The organism is Ensifer oleiphilus (assembly GCF_013371465.1).
GTDB classification, from domain to species: domain Bacteria; phylum Pseudomonadota; class Alphaproteobacteria; order Rhizobiales; family Rhizobiaceae; genus Ensifer; species Ensifer oleiphilus.
Genome location: NZ_JABWDU010000001.1, coordinates 95,909 through 111,484, shown reverse-complemented (window position 1 = coordinate 111,484; position 15,576 = coordinate 95,909). Strand labels below are relative to the sequence as shown.

The following is a 15,576-nucleotide window of genomic DNA, read 5'->3' as shown; positions in this document are numbered from 1 at the left end:
CCTCCGCCCGCACCCAATGACGCAAAAACGGGCGCCGGTCAGAGACAAGCACATCGACCAAGAATGCCTCTTGACCTTGCCCCTGGGGCGAGCCCCACAGTCGGATCCATGAGCGAATCTTATCTTCTTGCCGGCCGATTCGGTGCGGCCACGCGACTGTCTCCGAAGGCGCTGCGGCTCTATGCCGAGCAGGGCATTCTCGTGCCCGCCTATACCGATCCGGCGACCGGCTACCGCTACTATGCGCCGGAGCAGGCCGCCCGGGCGCGGCTGATTGCGCGGCTGCGCAGACTTGGCCTTCCGGTCGCGCGCGTCGCCCAATTGATAAAACTCGATGCGGACAGCCGGCTGGTCGAATTGCGGTCCTGGCTCGAAGCCCAAGGCGAGCGCCTGGCTGAACAGACCGAGCTCGTCGATGCCATCGCACGCCAGAGCGACGGCCGTGACGCCCAGTTGATCTCGAGAATTGCCGTGCGCGAGGTTGGGGCCAGCAAGCTGATCTCCTGCCAGCGGCACCTCACTATCGAGGCGCTTGATGGTTTCGTGGCAAGCGCCGAAGCGGATATCCGTGGATACCTCCGCAGTTGCGGCATCGCCGACGGCGGTGCCATGACCGTGCATTTCCACGAGACCGTCAGCCGCGACAGCGAGGGACTGGTGGAGGTGGCGATTGCCTATGAAGGCAGCCTCGAGCCTGTCGAAGATCTGCGCATCCGCTTTCAGGCGAAACGGCGCGAGGTCTTTCTGCCCGTACCGGCGGCTTGCGAGAACTTTCCGCTGATCTTGCGCGTCTACGACGCCATCGAGAGCTGGCTCGACGCGCGAAGCGACATCCATTGCATGGGCAGCCCCTACGAAATCTACCCCGGAAGCGACGGCGCTACCTTCGATGTCGCCTACCCCATCACCTGACTTCACGGACGACGAACAGGACAGACGACCATGATGCATTTCGCCTATACGGGCTCCGGCCCCTATTGCTACGCCAACTCGTTTGCCATGATGTTTGGCGCACAGGCACCCTCCACCGCGGTGATCGAATTTGCCACCGGCAGCCCGTTCGGCATGCAACTCATCGGCGGCACCCTGCCTTTCTTCGACCCCTATGGCTGGGATCCAGAAGCCGGATTCGAGGGCGCGCTTGCAGCTCTCGGCTGGACATCCATCTTGAGCAAGGGTGGCGATGCAGACGACGCGCTTTCCCGCCTGCGCGCAGCCCTCAAGGATGGGCCAGTGTGGATTGGCCCGGTCGAGATGGGGCATCTGCGCCACCAGCCGGGAATGAGCGGACCGATCGATGCCGACCACTACGTCGTGGTGCTCGAGATGGACGAGGACAGCGTGCTGATGCACGATCCGCAGGGTCACCCCTATGCGCGCCTGCCGCTTGCCAACTTCATGGCCGCATGGCGCGCCGACACGTTGAGCTACGGTGATGCCTACACGATGCGGACCGACTTTGTCCGTGTCGCCGAGATGTCGGAGATCGAAACCATACAGGCGTCGGTCCCAGCCGCCATCCACTGGTTGTCGATGGAAACGGACCGGCCCGTTCCCCCGAGAACCCTTGGCAATGCGGAAGCCGCCGAAATGCTCGCCGACCGCATCGAGACCGCTTGCGACAAGGGACTGAGGGCGCACATGATCCACTTCGCCGTCCGCGTCGGCGCGCGCCGCGCCGCCGACGCCGCCGCCTGCCTTGCACGAGCCGGTTACCACCAGGCCGCACGCATCGCCGACGACCAGGCCCGGCTCATCGGCGCGCTGCAGCATCCACTGGTGGCGCGAAAGGATACCGATGCGGCCGCCAGCTTGCGGGCCCTGGCCCCGACCTATGACCGGCTGAAGGTGGCGCTGGAATGCGGCGGCTGATCACCACTCGGCCCGCGACCGCTGTGTCGCGGCCCGAACAGCCGGCAAGCAGCTAGACGAGCAGCTCGGAAAAGTTGCCGGCCCGCTCCGCGTTCTGCCAGCGGAGCGGTTCATAGTGGAGCCCGACCACACCGTTCGCATAGGTGTCCGTGCCCATCAGTTGCAGATCATATCGTCGCGCAAGCCCGGAAAACCAGGCGACGCCCGGAGAGGAAACGGGGTAGACGAAGAAGTGGAAGGTATCGACGACACCAAGGCCAATAACAGTCCGGGCCAGGCTCGCACCGCCCGCGAGGTGGATATCCCCGCCCGGCTGCGCCTTCAGCTGAAGGAGATAGGCGGCAAGCGCATCGTCATCGGCGACAACAACCTGATCGACATTGTTCCATTCGGTCAGCATCTCGGACCCCGAGCGCGAAAAGACCAGCTTGCTATAGTCGTTCATCCGGCGCGCCATCTTGCGATTGGTTTCGGTTCCGACGTCTTCCAAAAGGGCACCCGGCCAATAGGCTGCCATCTCTTCGTAGGTCACGCGGCCGACGAGCACGGTGTCGTAGGTGGCATAGAGCCGATCGATCGCCCGGTACTGGTCTTCGCCGACGGTGCCCATCCAGGCGAGCGGATCGTCGAGGCGTCCATTGAGCGTCGTCATCATCTGCAGGACAATCTTGCGCATACCCGCCTCCCCTATTGGACCTTGCCCTCGACGAGGCCGGCGAGCTGCCCGATCACCGTGCCCCAGCCGTCGTAAAAGCCCATTTCCTCGTGCATGGTCCGGTCGGCATTGCTCCTGTGCATGACGTGGGCGGCATAGTCCGTGCCGTCTGCATGATCCTTGAGCGTGATGATGGCCGTCATGAAAGGGTTCTCGGCGGGGCGCCATCCCACGACCAGCGAATTGGTGAAGACGATGCGCTCGTGATCGTCGACTGCGAGGAAGCATGCGTCCAGATGCGGGGCGAATGCGCCGCCGCCTTCGCTGATCCGGGTGACGAAGGCGCCGCCCGGCCGAAGATCCATATCCACCACCCGGCATCTGGCCGGCGCCGGCACCCACCATTGCTCGAAGCGCGCGGGATCGGTCCAGGCATTCCAGATCATCGAACGCGGCGCCTTGATCAGGCGCGCTATCGTCAGGTCGAGATCGGGATCGGGAGATCGGATCATGTCATTTCTCCTTGTTTTGCGCTGCCATCACGAAGTGCTCAAGCCGGTCGTTGCGACCTTCCCAAAGGAGGCGCTGCGCCGACATCCACGCTTCGATGGCCGCGAACCGGTTCTTGTCGATGGTGCAGGTGCGCACCCGGCCCTGCTTCTCCGTGCGGATCAGGCCGCTGCCTTCGAGAAAATGGATGTGTTTCATGAACGACGGCAGCGCCATGTCGAAAGGCCCTGCCAGATCGCTGATGCTGGCCGGGCCGCTGCCGAGCCTTGCGAGCACGGCACGGCGCGTCGGGTCTGCCAGCGCCTGAAAAATTCCGTCGAGCGGATCCGAATACTGTTCCATAAGGCTAAGTATCACGATCAAATACTTAGCGCAATGGATAAGTATCCTCCCCCGTAATCAGCTCGAAGAGTGAAGCAGCGCCCCCACTGCCAGGGCGGACATCGCCCCCTTAAAGGGAAGCAGCCGGCTGCCCCGCCTTATGGGACCCTGTGTTCCATCTGTGCCCGTCCGGCTTGCCATCGATCGCGTTTCTCGAAAGCGATGCTTCGGCAAGCGGAGCGGGCTGGTGTCACTGAGGGGCAGTGAAGACGGTGCGGATTTTGCCTCAGAGGTTACCGCCGACCTCGACGACCACCTCACCAGCCCCTTCCGCATGCTGGCTGCAACGGCGCTGCCGCCATCGAGATCCGTGGCTGTCGGATCAGTGTTTCGAAGCTTGGCGAAAGGCATCACCTTCGGCCTCGGCTGCGGCTTTCAGTGCATCGGGATCGACGCCCATCATGCGTAGGGCGCGCGCCGCGACGCCTTCACGAAGATCCACAACCCTTGCCACCACATCGGCACCGAGCAACGGTCGGTGGCTTGCCCGGTCGGCAGCCAATGCTTGCATGACATTTTCACCCGAGGGCGCTGCCGCATAGGTTCCACCTTTGCGCGGCAACGGTTCCTGCCCCTGCGCGAGCCGTTCGGCAAGCCGGGGATCGAGACCCAGTGGACGAAGCGCCTCGGCGTATTGGCGCGCAATGGCTTGCCGCAGATCGGACGCGTCGGCACCCACCCGCGCAAATGCGCGGCGCGCCGTGCCATCCGGAAGATCGAGAGCAGACAACAGAAAGTGCTCGGCTCCCGGCTCGCGCTGCTGGTCTTGCAAGGCATGAAATTCGGCACGCTCGCAAAGTGCCTTGATCGTGCCCATGTCGTTGAAACGCTGTTTGATACGGCTAAACATGGAGATATCCTATCAGTCGTTGCCTGTGGCGAGATCCGACAAGCGCTTGTGCGCCGCCTGTTTGGAGATGCCGAGACCTTGCGCAATCCTCGCCCATGACCATCCCTTTTCCAAAGCCGCTGCGACGGCCTGGCGCTCCAGGCTATCTGCCAGCCGTCTGAGAGCGACAACGGTGGCAAGCGTTTCTGCAGGATCGTCAGAGAGCTGAAAGGCGTCGGGATCAATCATGCCGTCAACATTAGTTGACGGGAGGCGGGGCGTCAACCAATGTTGACGACCAACTGACGAGAATCCTCCCGCGGATACGGATTCGGTCCGTTGCACGCCCAACCACAAGTATTATGCATTGCGAATGGACGTTCACGCGGGCAGGTAGTACAATTTTGAGAAGCGTGCACCGCGATCAGCTTTCACGACGTACAAGCCGGCTTCTGTGGCATAGGGGGCTACATGGCGGACGTGGAACAGGGGATTGAAGGCGAGGGAACCTTCGACCCCACAAGCGACGAGATCCTGGAGCAATTGGATCGTATCCGGCGTAGCCCGGAATTCGACGTGCCTGAGCGTGCGCGCAATTTCTTGTCATATGTCGTTCATGAGGCGCTGGCAGGTCGGGCGGAACGGATCAAGGCATACTCGATCGCGACGACTGTGTTTGGCCGAAACACATCATTCAACGCGCAGTTCGATCCGGTCGTAAGGATCGAGGCGGGGCGCGTTCGTCGCGCGCTTGAGCGCTACTACCTTGTCTGCGGGATCGAGGACCCAGTCCGGATTACCATACCCAAAGGAGGCTACGCGCCCAGCTTCAGTCGACATGCAATCGCCAACGCGAACGCGACGAACGCCCCGCCCTACCCCGCCCTGAGCCCAGCCACGCTTCATTACCCTAAACACACCGCCATCGGCCTGATCGTCGCTGCACTGCTCGGCTGCATTGCTGGCCTCGCTGTGCCGACGCTTTGGTCTCGGCATGTGGGTGTCGACGCGTCTCAGCCGGCACAGCCAACGCTGATTGTCAGAACGTTTGAAGATCTGACGGCCGTTGGGAATTCCGCGATGATCACGCGCGGCCTCGGGGACGAGGTCGTTCGCAACATCGCAAAGTTCAAGGAAATCACCGTCATCGCAAATGAACGGCGCGTCGGCGCGGTCGCAGATGCCGCGTCTACCTTCGCGCTGGAAGGAAGGGTACGGATCGAAGGCCAGCAACTGAGGCTGAGTGTGCGGGTGCTGCGTCAATCCGACGGTGCTGTGATTTGGGCCGAAAACTACGATGAAAGCTTGTTGGTTGAGAAAATCATCAGGCTTCAGGAGAAGGTAGCCGCATCGGTTGCGACGGCAATCGCGCAGCCATACGGTATTCTCTTCCAGGCCAATGCCCAGCAAATGACAACAGCGATACCGGACAGTTGGGAAGCTTATGCCTGTACGCTCTCATACTACAGCTATCGCAGCGACCTGAATTCGCAGACGCACCATTCTGTCCAGAATTGCCTTGAACAAGCGACGAAGCATTATCCGAATTACGCGACCGCATGGGCACTCCTGTCGCTCACATATCTTGACGAAATGCGATTTAGGTATCGCGCGAGCCGCACCTCGAACGTCTCTCTGGACCTGGCCTCACAAGCAGCAGCACATGCGGTCGAACACGACCCGCAGAATGTAAGAGGCCTCCAGGCGCAAATGCTTGTGCTGTTCTTCCGCGGCCACGTGGACGCCGCGCTCGCCGTCGGTGCCCGGGCGACTGCGCTCAATCCCAACGATACTGAGCTCGTCGGAGAATATGGCTTCCGGCTGGCATTGTCCGGCCAATGGGATCAGGGCTGCGAGCTTGTTTCCAAGACGCTATCGTTGAACCCTGGACCAGTTGGATATTTCGAGGCGGCAATGGCGGTGTGCCGCTACATGAGGCACGACTATGGCGCAGCGGAGCGTTGGGTACAGATGGCAGACCTGCAGGCCAATCCAATCTACCATGTGATCCTCTTGGCCATTCTCGGGAAGTTGAGAAAAATGGAAGCGGCGGTTCGCGAGCGCCGGTGGCTTGAGACACACGCACCCTCCTTTCTGACGGACATACGAAATGAAGTTGCTCTTCGAGTAAGACGACCCGAAGACCAGCGCCATATTCTCGAAGGCCTGCGGCAAGCGGGCGTTTCGATCCCCCCTGGCCCGGAAGCAAATTCAGGGGGCGGGCCTGTCCCGCGATAGCGTCATCGCAGTTGGTGATGTCAGTCGCCTGCACGGAATGGGCGGGCATTGGCAGCGGGTTCACATAGCATGCGCCCGAACCGCAACTGGCATCGACCGGTGCGACGACAAAGGTAGTCATGGCTTGGCACGTCTGGCGTATGGTCGCGTAACATACCTTTCAAACTCAAAGCTCCGCCGTAAGATGGTATTGACGCGAAAGCTCTCGGTTCTGGAGGGGGCCATGGAAACGCAATCCAGGGGCGGCCTGAAGAATGACGGTCTGCAAGCGGCTTTGAGGCGGTTCCCGGACAAGCCGCTCAGGATCAGACAACTCATGTTGGGCAGCGAAAGCTTCAGGGGGCTTTGCGAAGATTTGGCGCTGGCCGAGAGGGCTTTGGCCACGATCGATACTTTCGAGGCGGATGTTCGCGAAGAGCGCCGCCGCGAGTTCGAAGAACTGATCGTCAGCCTCGCCGACGAATTGAACCAATTTCTGACCTGAAGCGCGTCGCGGATATTTCAGATTCGCTGGACGCGTCTTAAGTTCCTGCTTTGACGCATGTCGTTATCGCAAAACCGTGGCACGGTTTTGCGCGACAGACTCTAGTCGCAGAACGATCTCAACCGATCCCTGTCGAGAATCTCGACGCCCCTTGGGCCAACCAGCCTGATTGCATTGCTGCACTTCAACCTCGTGATTGCCCGAGACACGGATTCAATTGTCAAACCGAGGTAGTCGGCGATATCAGCCCGCGGCATCGGTAGGTCGAATCTGCGCTTGTCCTGGGTGCGCTCGGATATTTCCAGAAGAAACGCAGCAACCCTCTCATGCGAACTCTGCCGGCTTATGACCAGTTGATGTTCTCGAGCCGACCACAGAGCGTCCAGCACAGCGGGCAACAAGGCCGAGCACTGATCCGCTGCGAGATTTGCACATAGGATCCCTGTCGGTCCGATGGCTTCCGCGGTGAACTGGCGCCGGCGCCCCTGTTCGATTCCGAACCACTCGCCCGCAAGGTGGAAAGAAACAATCTGCCGCCTGCCGCACGCAAGCACCCTATAGAGGCTCACCGCGCCGAATGCGACGCGATAGGCCCAATCGCATTTCTCTCCGTCTGAATAAATGGTCTGCCCGTTCGCAAAAATCGCGAGTGGAGATACTTCCTGCTTGTCCGTTCGCATGGCGATTGCAATTGCGGCAGTCATGTGACCTCGACACAGTTGGGTGTGAACTCGAAATGCCGTTTCGGAAATCTCCACATCGTGGCTGCCTTGCCGGCAGCCAGGGGGCTTGGCCTAATCGATTGCCTCGTTGCCAATGATAGTACACCTGCAGTTTCGCAAGGCGTAAGATACGCGAACATACCAAGGTTCCGCTGTCCGCCATCTCGCACACCTTGCGCCTGCAAAAGAAGCACGGTCCTTTTGATTGCGATCAACGAACGACAGGCGGATTGGCGTTACAATTGAAACCGCCTGACAACGACAAGATTGCCGACGCCGATCGACCTCGTTCCGTCGAGTGATGCCTTGGCGCCATCGTTTTCTACAGAGCCGGGGCGTACACGCATGCCGCTTGAATAGGCCGATTGTTGGATGGCGGTATCCGCCGATTTGAAGGCGGGATGTGGAGCTCCGGTACGCCCTGACGCACCCCCGCGGACATCAAATGCGCGGCTGTTCGCAGCGCAATTTTTAGTCGCTTTTTTGTCTAACGAGAGGAGTGGGAGGCCATGAACAGATCCGAGGACGACGAAGCCCTGCTGGAACCAGCCGAGGAAGGAACGAAGAAAAACAAGGGACGGAAGGCACGGCGCAAGCGGTATGAAAAGGAGATGGCCCGCCTTCAAGTAGAGCTCGCGCACCTCCAGGCATGGGTCAAGAAAGCGGGTGCGCGAATTGTCATCATCTTCGAGGGCCGGGATGCAGCCGGAAAGGGCGGCACCATCAGGCGCATAACCGAACGTGTCAGTCCGCGCGTTTTCCGGGTCGTTGCCCTTCCGGCGCCGACCGACCGCGAAAAGTCGCAAGTTTACATGCAACGCTACATCGCTCATCTGCCGGCAGCCGGAGAGATCGTCATTTTCGACCGTAGCTGGTACAACCGCCCCGGCGTCGAGCGCGTCATGGGGTACTGTACGGACAAACAGGCGCGACGGTTTCTTGAACTTGCTCCCCGGTTCGAGGCCGCCATCGTTGAAAGCGGCGTCACGCTTCTAAAGTATTTCCTGACTGTCAGCGAGGACGAACAGGAGCGACGGTTCCGCCAGCGCATCGATGACCCGCTACGCCAATGGAAGTTGAGCCCGATGGATCTCGAATCCTATCGTCGGTGGTGGGACTACACGCGTGCCTATGACGAGATGATTCGAATGACGGACAGTCAGCACGCGCCCTGGTGGATCGTGCCGTCGGACGACAAGAAGGAGGCGAGGATCAACTGCATCAGCCACCTTCTCAAATCCATACCTTACGAGCGCGTGAAATATCAGCCGCCGGCTCTCGGCAAGAGGCAGAAGCGCCCTGACGACTATGTGGAACCGGACGCCCCGAGAAACCTCGTCCCCAACCTCTTCTGATCAAGGCCACCGCCGCACCCGATCCGCGCGGTCGTGTTGGTCACGTAGCGCGGTCGGCCCGCATCCAGACGATCAGCAAGTCGTAGAAAACACTGAGGACGATAGGACCGAGGAAAAGGCCGATCAAACCATAGGAAATCGTACCCCCGACGACTCCCAGCAAAATGACGAGCGTGGGTGTCGACAGCCCCTTCGCCACGAGGATCGGTTTCATGACGTTGTCGATGATGACGAGAGGCAGCAATGCCAGGGTCAATGCAATCGCGGTGCCGAGGGTAAAATGCCAGAATGCCCAGATCACCACCGGCAGTATGACGAGCAACGGTCCGATCTGAACGATGCAGGCCACCAGAACCGCAAACGCGATCGCCCCTGGCGCCGGCACCCCGAAAAGACCGAGGACAAGCGCGCAAAGGATGGCCTGCAACAACGCGATCCCGAGGACGCCACGCGCAACGTTGCGAATGGTTGCTGCTGCGAGCCGGACGAAGCCGATACCCCGCTCGCCACCAATCCGATCTGCGAACGTCTGGAGATTTTCCGACAGTCGCTCGGCAAATCCGAACAGGAACCCGGCGACAAGGACCGAAAAAACAAAGCCGACAAGGTCTGCTCCAAAGCGCGCCAGCTTGGCCAGAAACGAGGTGCCGGCTTGAAGCAGGTGTGGCTCGAACCGGATCAAGAGTGCCTCGATGTTGTTGGCAGCCAGCAGCCATGTTTCGTAAGCGCGCTCACCGACGATGGGCCAGCTTTTTACGGCTTCCGGCGGAACGGGAACAAACGAAGCGCCGGAAGACAACCGCGTCAATACGGCCTGTGAAAGCTCGACGAAGCTGACGGCGATGCCTGCAAGCGGGCCGACGATCAGCACCAGGCAGGCGATGGTCAGAACGAACGCCGCAAGTTTTCGCCTGTTGCCAAGCCATCTGCTTATCCGCTGATAGGCGGGATTAAGTGCGACCGCCAAGACGGCCGCCCACAAAATGATGATGGCAAACGGCGCTATCAACGTCAGGGATAGATAGGCGAAGAGGCCGACAACGGCCAATCGGGCAAAGATGGTGACGCGGGCCTCCATCGACATGCCGTCCGATCCCGACGCCCGCGTATCGGCGTCCTCAGTCGGTCGATCATTCATGCCGCCTCTCCACTCCGTGCAAGGGACAACAGCTAACTGCGTCCAGATGGGCAGTGTTCACGTGTGGCCTATCCTACACCACCGGGGAATGCGCCCTAGTATGATACGAGAACCTACCTCAACGCCGCCGTCCGCCAGCGCTCGCCTTGGCCGGACTGTGGCGAAATCTCCCTGTTACGGATTGACTGCGATCAATGCCTCGAACTGCGAAGCGAGTATTCTGAGGCATGTCCTCTGTCGCTTCCTACATACCCCTGATTTCCGGCCTCTCCGGCTACAGGTCCATGTGGCTCAAGAGCGACGTGTCCGCCGGCCTTGCGATTGCAGCGGTCGGCCTGCCAAGCGCCATCGCTTATCCGGCTCTGGCGGGTTTGCCCCCGGAAACGGGCCTCTATGCCAGCATCGCACCTCTCGTTGCTTATGCCCTTTTCGGACCGTCGCGCAAACTGATCGTCGGCCCGGACGCTGGAACCATGACGGTGCTCGCTGCCGTGCTCACAACGCTCTTTGCCGATCCTGGCCTCACGGCAAGCAGGACGACCGTTGCGGCTCTGCTTGCCATGATCGTCGGCGGGCTTTGCCTTGCAGCGCGTCTGGCACGCCTCGGCATTCTCGCCACCTTCCTGTCGCGGCCGATCCTCACCGGTTTTTTCGCGGGGATATCCCTTTCCATTCTGGTGGGACAGATCGGGCGCGTGACGGGTTTGAAGATCGGATCGGACGGCCTGATCGGACCCGTCTTCGAATTGCTTGGCAAACTCGACGCCATCCATCTACCGTCTCTTGCGCTTGCCGTCTCGGCCTTCGCGCTATTGCAGGCCGCACGCATATTCCGATCCCCGATCCCGGGCCCGATCATCGTCGTCGTGCTCGCCACCACACTCTCGGCGATGTTCGACTTCGAGGCTCTCGGCATTGCTGTCGTCGGCGACATACCCGGCAGTATTCCGCCGCTTGCCATCCCATCCTTGGCCGGAATTTCCTTGCAGCCGCTGCTTCTTGGCGCAGCGGCAATCTTCCTTGTGAGCTTCGGGTCCGGGATCATCGCCGCCAGAAGCTTTTCGGCGCAAACGGGTGAGCGCGTCGATCCGAATCGTGAATTGTCCGGGTTTGGCGCGGCGAACATCGCGGCGGGCCTGTTTGGTGCGTTTCCCGTCACGGCTTCGGACTCACGAACTGCCGTGAACTTGCTGGTGGGGGGCAAGTCCCAGATTGCCGGCCTCGTTGCCGCCGCCGGCCTCCTGGCTACCATTGTTTTTCTTGGCGACTGGCTGCGGATCCTGCCGATCCCGGCGCTCGGAGCCATTCTTGCCGCGACGGCGCTGAGCCTCATCGATACAGACGCCCTAAGACAAACTTGGCGCATCAGCAGGATGGAGTTCGTTTTCGCTCTAATCGCGATGTGGGGACCGATCGGCCTCGGCGTGCTAAACGGTGTTGTCATCGCGATCGCGGCAACCTTGGTCTATCTCTTGCAGAAAAGCATGTTTCCACGATACGCGATCCTTGGGCGCATCCCGGGGCGCGACGGCTTTTTCAAGCTTCACCGCGCTCCAGACGCGCTCGCCGTCGAGGGACTGACAGTCTGCATGATCCAGGGCAGCCTGCTCTTCTTCAATACCGACTACATCGCCGAAAAGCTGCGCGCTCTTGTGGACGATCTGCCAGAGGATACCCGCTGGTTCGTGATCGACGCGAGCGCAATTCCCCAGATCGACAGCAGCGCAGCGATCATGCTGCACGAGGTCCGAGCCTATATGACCGACCGCGGAGTTGCCCTCGGTCTTGCCGAGCTGCACACCGATGCCCTGGAGATGCTTGAGCGATCGGGCCTCATCGAGGAAATCGGCAGACCGATGATCTTCGCAAGCATCGAAGATTGCTATCACGCGTTTTCTCTCGATGGCCCGATATCCCAGTAAGTGTCAGGTTCCAGGAACCGGCCTGCGTCAAAAAGATGGAACGAACGCGGCCGTGTGACTGGCCTCCAGCACAGATGTTGGTTTCCGACGAGCTACTTGGTGTCGTCGGGCGCCCAGTTCAGGAAAAATCCAACATCTCCAGGGACCCCGCCTGGGAAATTGATGATCATCGCCTTCAATTTATAGCCCTGAGGTTTGCCGAACTGCTGGTAGCGCTCGAAGAATTCCTTGGCCTTGCCCTGGAGAGTTTGAGGCCAGTCCTTGTCAGCGCTATTGATGGCACGACCACTATCCGAGCAGAGGTCCGAAGGGAAGCTGTAGACCAGCGCCTCGAACTTTCCGTCACGCACGGCATTGGTGACCAGCCGACGCACAACAGCGATTTCCTCAGGCGTTACGTGATCATGAAGGAACTCGTCGGTGAACTTGGAGAGCTTCTGCTCCTCAATTGACCTTAGCTTGCGTTCCTTGTCCATTTCATCCATTTCGCGTTGCAGCATCTGCATGCGCAGATCCTTGGCACTGATCGGCGCCGCGTTAGGATCAATCTCTTTCTTTTCCATGTTCTTGGCTCCATTTCCTGACTTGAGACGAAATTCAATCTTAGGGATCATCGAAGGGCCGACGCGGCCATGCCGCCTCACCCGACCTCACGAAGCCTGAGCGCCGATCGGGCCGACTTAAGGGCCAGGCCACGATTTGAATAATGCGGGTTCCCGCTTATCTCCGGCCCAAGCCAAGGCGGCATCAAAAGCCAATGATCGGGGTCTGCAAGCTCGATTTCCGCCGTCTCCAACCCGAGATAGGCTCCGGCAAAAACGTCGATTTCCCAGTATGCGCCTTGAAACTCGATTTCGTATCGCGTTTTCTCGATCACACCCAAAGCATGCGCGAGCATCTCTTCGGCCTCCCGACAAGGGATTCGAACTCTTCCCGGCGATAGCGGCCGGTTTCGGCACAGCGCATTCCGCCGCTCGTGCGGACACGAACAATCCTGTTCTTCATCGCCACGAAATAGCCTTGCCGAAGCAGCACCCCTGGGCAGCCTTGTGTCCGCCAGCCCTCGTTCGCAATCAGGAATTTTCGCTCGATCTCGACGGTCATGTCTACCCTTCCGTGCAAGGCATCTGCAGCGATCCTGAGATTTTCCCGACCCAGCGGCACCGGCCCGCACCATCCGCCAACCCAACTAGAAGAACCGGTCGGCGCTCTTGGAAAAGAAACTCAGCACCAGGAACACCTGGATGAGGAGATTGGTAAGGGGCGCGAGCTTTGCGATCGTCGTGACGATGTTGACGACTGCCGCGTGTTTCACCCCCTTGGGCACTAAGACTTGATCAACGGAAAGCGCACGTCGCGACGGCAGTTTTCGCACGTTGAAATCGTACAAAAGCAGGCCCGGCCTGTCATTGATTTGAAACAAACTCCCGGCCCGTCAAACGGCCTGCGCGTGCACGATCCGTCCCCCATCGCCGGCAAGTGGGGCCGCCCTCGCCGGCGCTTCTTTTTCTGACAAGAAGCGAAGATCGTCATAAGACAAGCGCGCCGCGATCTTTACAGATTCGCTTTGCGCCCCCTTTATGTTCCAGTTTTTTACGCATGTCGTTATCGGAAACCGCGGTACACTTCAGCGCGCCATGTTTAGCTGTACGAGTGATTGCCGTTGCGCCCCCCATCACATGCCTTCAAATATCGACAGGCGGCAAAGACGCCGATCCAGCGGAGCTTCGACGCGATCGTCCCGTTTATCGACTGGTTCGGGTGATCCCATTGAGGAGATTTGCAGAAACAAGTCTTTGCAGTCGCAAGACACGAGTCGCCCTCTCTGCGCCTGTTGGCGGTGTTGCGAACAAGCACTCATGCGCCCGCTACCCGCATTCGTACCCGCTTTTCGTCGGGTCTCGGCGGTAGCGATGGGAGCCGATAGGAACCACAATGCAAAAAGCCCGCAGATCACGGCCTTGCGAGTATCTATAAAAAGTCTTGGGAAGAGGTGATGGCGGACAGAGAGGGATTCGAACCCTCGATACGCTTTCACGTATACACGCGTTCCAGGCGTGCGCCTTCAACCACTCGGCCACCTGTCCATCCGTCAACAGCCGATGGTCATGCGGCTGGATGGGAAGGGCCGCGGCCCTTCATGTCATCCGGCGCGAACCGGCGGACGGGCGGGATATATACCGATGATTTGCGTGGGATCAACTGCTTTCTGACAGATTGTTGACATCTTGTATAACTTGGCAGGCCAAGCTCGCCATTGCGCTTGCCGCCGACCGGCCTTATCTCTTGCGGCAGCGTTGTTTGGCGCGTCGCCTGAACGCTGAGCCATCTCGGAATATCACGTTCCCGGACTTCATCGGCACCGCCCGCGAAGGCGACCGGAAGACGGGGTGACGGGTCTGACTGGCAGGCAGAATTTGTGAAACGAGGGATCGATGCGTTTCGTGCTGAGACTGGCAAGCTTTGTTGTCCTGCTTGCAGCCGTCCTTGCCGGTGCGGTCGATGCGATACAGTCTGTCGCCGCATCCGAACTGGTGATGACGTCCCTTGGCGACGATCTCGAAGCGCTCGGCGCCGACACCGCCAGTTGGGTGCAGTTTGCGCAGCGCACCGATACCGGAGCCACGCTCTGGCACTCGTCTCTGCACTGGCTTTTGACCCAGCCCGCTTTTGCGGTGCTCGCGCTTCTCGCCCTCCTATTGTGGATGGCCGGATACAAGAAGCGGCCGGCGGCCGGCCGTTTCGCTGCGTGATCATCGCAGGGCGCTCACCCGCCTCGACGACAAGGAGTTTGACGATGTTCCTGATCGACATGTTCAACAAGAAGACCATCATGCCGGACGCGCAGACGGCGCTGCGCGGGCGCGAGGACGCCATTGCGACCGCCGCCGCCCATTTCGTCTCGGGACACCCGCTCCAAGGCCCCTACCCCGAAGGCGCCGAGAAGATCCTGCTCGGCATGGGTTGCTTCTGGGGGGCCGAGCGGCTCTTGTGGAACATCCCTGGCGTTTACGTCACCGCGGCCGGCTATTCCGGCGGGCTGACCCCGAACCCAACCTATCAGGAAACCACCACGGGGTTGACCGGCCACACCGAAGTGGTTCTGGTCGTCTACGACCCGAAGGTGGTTGCCCTGTCGCGCCTGCTCAAGACCTTCTTCGAGGAGCACGACCCGACCCAGGGCATGCGCCAGGGCAACGATATCGGCACGACCTATCGCTCCGCCATCTATGTCTATGACGATGCGCAGCTGAAAGCGGCGAAGGACGCACGCGACGCCTTCCAGGCGGCGCTGAAAATGTCAGGTCATACCGGCAAGATTACCACGGAGATCGAAATGGCCGGACCGTTGTACTTTGCCGAGGACTACCATCAGCAGTATCTGGCGAAGAACCCTGATGGTTATTGCGGCCTGCGCGGCACCGGCGTCAGCTGCCCGATCGGCGGCTAGGGCACATCGCGCCCCCCCC

At 60.3% G+C, this 15,576-nt stretch carries 18 protein-coding genes and 1 tRNA gene; 8 read left to right on the top strand and 11 right to left on the bottom strand.

The features are described 5' to 3' along the window. Positions 1-108 precede the first annotated feature (108 nt). Together HT585_RS00545 and HT585_RS00540 are read left to right on the top strand one after the other, a co-directional pair. The gene (locus HT585_RS00545) at positions 109-912 is read left to right on the top strand and encodes a MerR family transcriptional regulator (protein ID WP_176351152.1); all 804 of its coding nucleotides are present in this window, start codon (positions 109-111) and stop codon (positions 910-912) included. A gap of 30 nt (positions 913-942) precedes the next feature. After that, complete coding sequence (locus tag HT585_RS00540; RefSeq protein ID WP_176351151.1) at positions 943-1,872, top strand: hypothetical protein; 930 nt, start codon at positions 943-945, stop codon at positions 1,870-1,872. Between the two features lie 52 nt (positions 1,873-1,924). Here the strand turns inward: HT585_RS00540 and HT585_RS00535 are convergent, their stop codons facing one another. From HT585_RS00535 to HT585_RS00515, 5 genes are all read right to left on the bottom strand, one after another. Further along, positions 1,925-2,548 carry a dihydrofolate reductase family protein gene (locus HT585_RS00535; protein ID WP_176351150.1) on the bottom strand — a complete coding sequence of 208 codons (624 nt, stop codon included), beginning with the start codon at positions 2,546-2,548 and terminating at the stop codon, positions 1,925-1,927. Positions 2,549-2,559: 11 nt separating this feature from the next. Next, positions 2,560-3,039: an SRPBCC family protein gene (locus tag HT585_RS00530; RefSeq protein WP_176351149.1), complete on the bottom strand. Its 480-nt coding sequence runs from the start codon at positions 3,037-3,039 to the stop codon at positions 2,560-2,562. Position 3,040: 1 nt separating this feature from the next. Beyond that, entirely contained in the window at positions 3,041-3,379 is a 339-nt protein-coding gene (locus HT585_RS00525) for an ArsR/SmtB family transcription factor (RefSeq protein ID WP_176351148.1), read from the bottom strand. A 361-nt stretch (positions 3,380-3,740) separates the two neighbouring features. Then, entirely contained in the window at positions 3,741-4,268 is a 528-nt protein-coding gene (locus HT585_RS00520) for a Clp protease N-terminal domain-containing protein (RefSeq protein WP_176351147.1), read from the bottom strand. Between the two features lie 12 nt (positions 4,269-4,280). Continuing rightward, positions 4,281-4,496 (bottom strand): helix-turn-helix domain-containing protein, encoded by a 216-nt coding sequence (locus HT585_RS00515; protein ID WP_176351146.1) that lies wholly within the window; start codon positions 4,494-4,496, stop codon positions 4,281-4,283. A 222-nt stretch (positions 4,497-4,718) separates the two neighbouring features. Between HT585_RS00515 and HT585_RS00510 the strand changes: the two genes are divergently transcribed. Both HT585_RS00510 and HT585_RS00505 read left to right on the top strand, forming a co-directional pair. After that, the gene (locus tag HT585_RS00510; RefSeq protein ID WP_176351145.1) at positions 4,719-6,485 is read left to right on the top strand and encodes a hypothetical protein; all 1,767 of its coding nucleotides are present in this window, start codon (positions 4,719-4,721) and stop codon (positions 6,483-6,485) included. Between the two features lie 124 nt (positions 6,486-6,609). Then, on the top strand, positions 6,610-6,969 hold the full coding sequence (locus tag HT585_RS00505; RefSeq protein ID WP_343213881.1) for a hypothetical protein: 360 nt from the start codon (positions 6,610-6,612) through the stop codon (positions 6,967-6,969). Between the two features lie 101 nt (positions 6,970-7,070). Here the strand turns inward: HT585_RS00505 and HT585_RS00500 are convergent, their stop codons facing one another. Then, complete coding sequence (locus HT585_RS00500; RefSeq protein ID WP_176351144.1) at positions 7,071-7,673, bottom strand: helix-turn-helix domain-containing protein; 603 nt, start codon at positions 7,671-7,673, stop codon at positions 7,071-7,073. 527 nt (positions 7,674-8,200) lie between these two features. Between HT585_RS00500 and ppk2 the strand changes: the two genes are divergently transcribed. After that, positions 8,201-9,046, top strand: a complete 846-nt coding sequence (gene ppk2 / locus HT585_RS00495) for a polyphosphate kinase 2 (RefSeq protein ID WP_176351143.1) — start codon at positions 8,201-8,203, stop codon at positions 9,044-9,046. Positions 9,047-9,086: 40 nt separating this feature from the next. Here the strand turns inward: ppk2 and HT585_RS00490 are convergent, their stop codons facing one another. Next, positions 9,087-10,184 carry an AI-2E family transporter gene (locus HT585_RS00490; RefSeq protein ID WP_176351142.1) on the bottom strand — a complete coding sequence of 366 codons (1,098 nt, stop codon included), beginning with the start codon at positions 10,182-10,184 and terminating at the stop codon, positions 9,087-9,089. A gap of 227 nt (positions 10,185-10,411) precedes the next feature. Between HT585_RS00490 and HT585_RS00485 the strand changes: the two genes are divergently transcribed. Next, a complete protein-coding gene (locus HT585_RS00485; RefSeq protein ID WP_176351141.1) occupies positions 10,412-12,106 on the top strand; it encodes a SulP family inorganic anion transporter in 1,695 nt (564 codons plus the stop codon). A 92-nt stretch (positions 12,107-12,198) separates the two neighbouring features. Here HT585_RS00485 and HT585_RS00480 read toward each other — a convergent pair whose 3' ends face one another. The 4 genes from HT585_RS00480 to HT585_RS00470 all read right to left on the bottom strand — a co-directional run bounded on the left by HT585_RS00480 (position 12,199) and on the right by HT585_RS00470 (position 14,193). After that, positions 12,199-12,669: a histidine kinase gene (locus HT585_RS00480; RefSeq protein ID WP_176351140.1), complete on the bottom strand. Its 471-nt coding sequence runs from the start codon at positions 12,667-12,669 to the stop codon at positions 12,199-12,201. A 310-nt stretch (positions 12,670-12,979) separates the two neighbouring features. Beyond that, entirely contained in the window at positions 12,980-13,210 is a 231-nt protein-coding gene (locus tag HT585_RS31640) for a CYTH domain-containing protein (protein WP_246707543.1), read from the bottom strand. Between the two features lie 85 nt (positions 13,211-13,295). Next, positions 13,296-13,421, bottom strand: coding sequence for a hypothetical protein (locus tag HT585_RS32040; protein ID WP_281410655.1), 126 nt, complete (start codon positions 13,419-13,421; stop codon positions 13,296-13,298). Positions 13,422-14,103: 682 nt separating this feature from the next. Continuing rightward, a tRNA-Ser gene (locus HT585_RS00470) sits at positions 14,104-14,193 on the bottom strand. A 348-nt stretch (positions 14,194-14,541) separates the two neighbouring features. Between HT585_RS00470 and HT585_RS00465 the strand changes: the two genes are divergently transcribed. Both HT585_RS00465 and msrA read left to right on the top strand, forming a co-directional pair. Continuing rightward, positions 14,542-14,859, top strand: coding sequence for a hypothetical protein (locus HT585_RS00465; protein ID WP_176351139.1), 318 nt, complete (start codon positions 14,542-14,544; stop codon positions 14,857-14,859). A gap of 44 nt (positions 14,860-14,903) precedes the next feature. Further along, positions 14,904-15,557, top strand: coding sequence for a peptide-methionine (S)-S-oxide reductase MsrA (msrA, locus tag HT585_RS00460; protein WP_176351138.1), 654 nt, complete (start codon positions 14,904-14,906; stop codon positions 15,555-15,557). Positions 15,558-15,576 lie beyond the last annotated feature (19 nt).

Bases quoted from the DNA above. Each gene is read 5' to 3' on its own strand.
- HT585_RS31640 (WP_246707543.1), bottom strand. From the start codon at position 13,210: ATGACCGTCGAGATCGAGCGAAAATTCCTGATTGCGAACGAGGGCTGG.
- HT585_RS00545 (WP_176351152.1), top strand. From the start codon at position 109: ATGAGCGAATCTTATCTTCTTGCCGGCCGATTCGGTGCGGCCACGCGA.
- HT585_RS00500 (WP_176351144.1), bottom strand. From the start codon at position 7,673: ATGACTGCCGCAATTGCAATCGCCATGCGAACGGACAAGCAGGAAGTA.
- HT585_RS00540 (WP_176351151.1), top strand. From the start codon at position 943: ATGATGCATTTCGCCTATACGGGCTCCGGCCCCTATTGCTACGCCAAC.
- HT585_RS00525 (WP_176351148.1), bottom strand. From the start codon at position 3,379: ATGGAACAGTATTCGGATCCGCTCGACGGAATTTTTCAGGCGCTGGCA.
- HT585_RS00490 (WP_176351142.1), bottom strand. From the start codon at position 10,184: ATGAATGATCGACCGACTGAGGACGCCGATACGCGGGCGTCGGGATCG.
- msrA (WP_176351138.1), top strand. From the start codon at position 14,904: ATGTTCCTGATCGACATGTTCAACAAGAAGACCATCATGCCGGACGCG.
- HT585_RS00535 (WP_176351150.1), bottom strand. From the start codon at position 2,548: ATGCGCAAGATTGTCCTGCAGATGATGACGACGCTCAATGGACGCCTC.
- HT585_RS00510 (WP_176351145.1), top strand. From the start codon at position 4,719: ATGGCGGACGTGGAACAGGGGATTGAAGGCGAGGGAACCTTCGACCCC.
- HT585_RS00485 (WP_176351141.1), top strand. From the start codon at position 10,412: ATGTCCTCTGTCGCTTCCTACATACCCCTGATTTCCGGCCTCTCCGGC.
- HT585_RS00530 (WP_176351149.1), bottom strand. From the start codon at position 3,039: ATGATCCGATCTCCCGATCCCGATCTCGACCTGACGATAGCGCGCCTG.
- ppk2 (WP_176351143.1), top strand. From the start codon at position 8,201: ATGAACAGATCCGAGGACGACGAAGCCCTGCTGGAACCAGCCGAGGAA.
- HT585_RS00465 (WP_176351139.1), top strand. From the start codon at position 14,542: ATGCGTTTCGTGCTGAGACTGGCAAGCTTTGTTGTCCTGCTTGCAGCC.
- HT585_RS00515 (WP_176351146.1), bottom strand. From the start codon at position 4,496: ATGATTGATCCCGACGCCTTTCAGCTCTCTGACGATCCTGCAGAAACG.
- HT585_RS00480 (WP_176351140.1), bottom strand. From the start codon at position 12,669: ATGGAAAAGAAAGAGATTGATCCTAACGCGGCGCCGATCAGTGCCAAG.
- HT585_RS00520 (WP_176351147.1), bottom strand. From the start codon at position 4,268: ATGTTTAGCCGTATCAAACAGCGTTTCAACGACATGGGCACGATCAAG.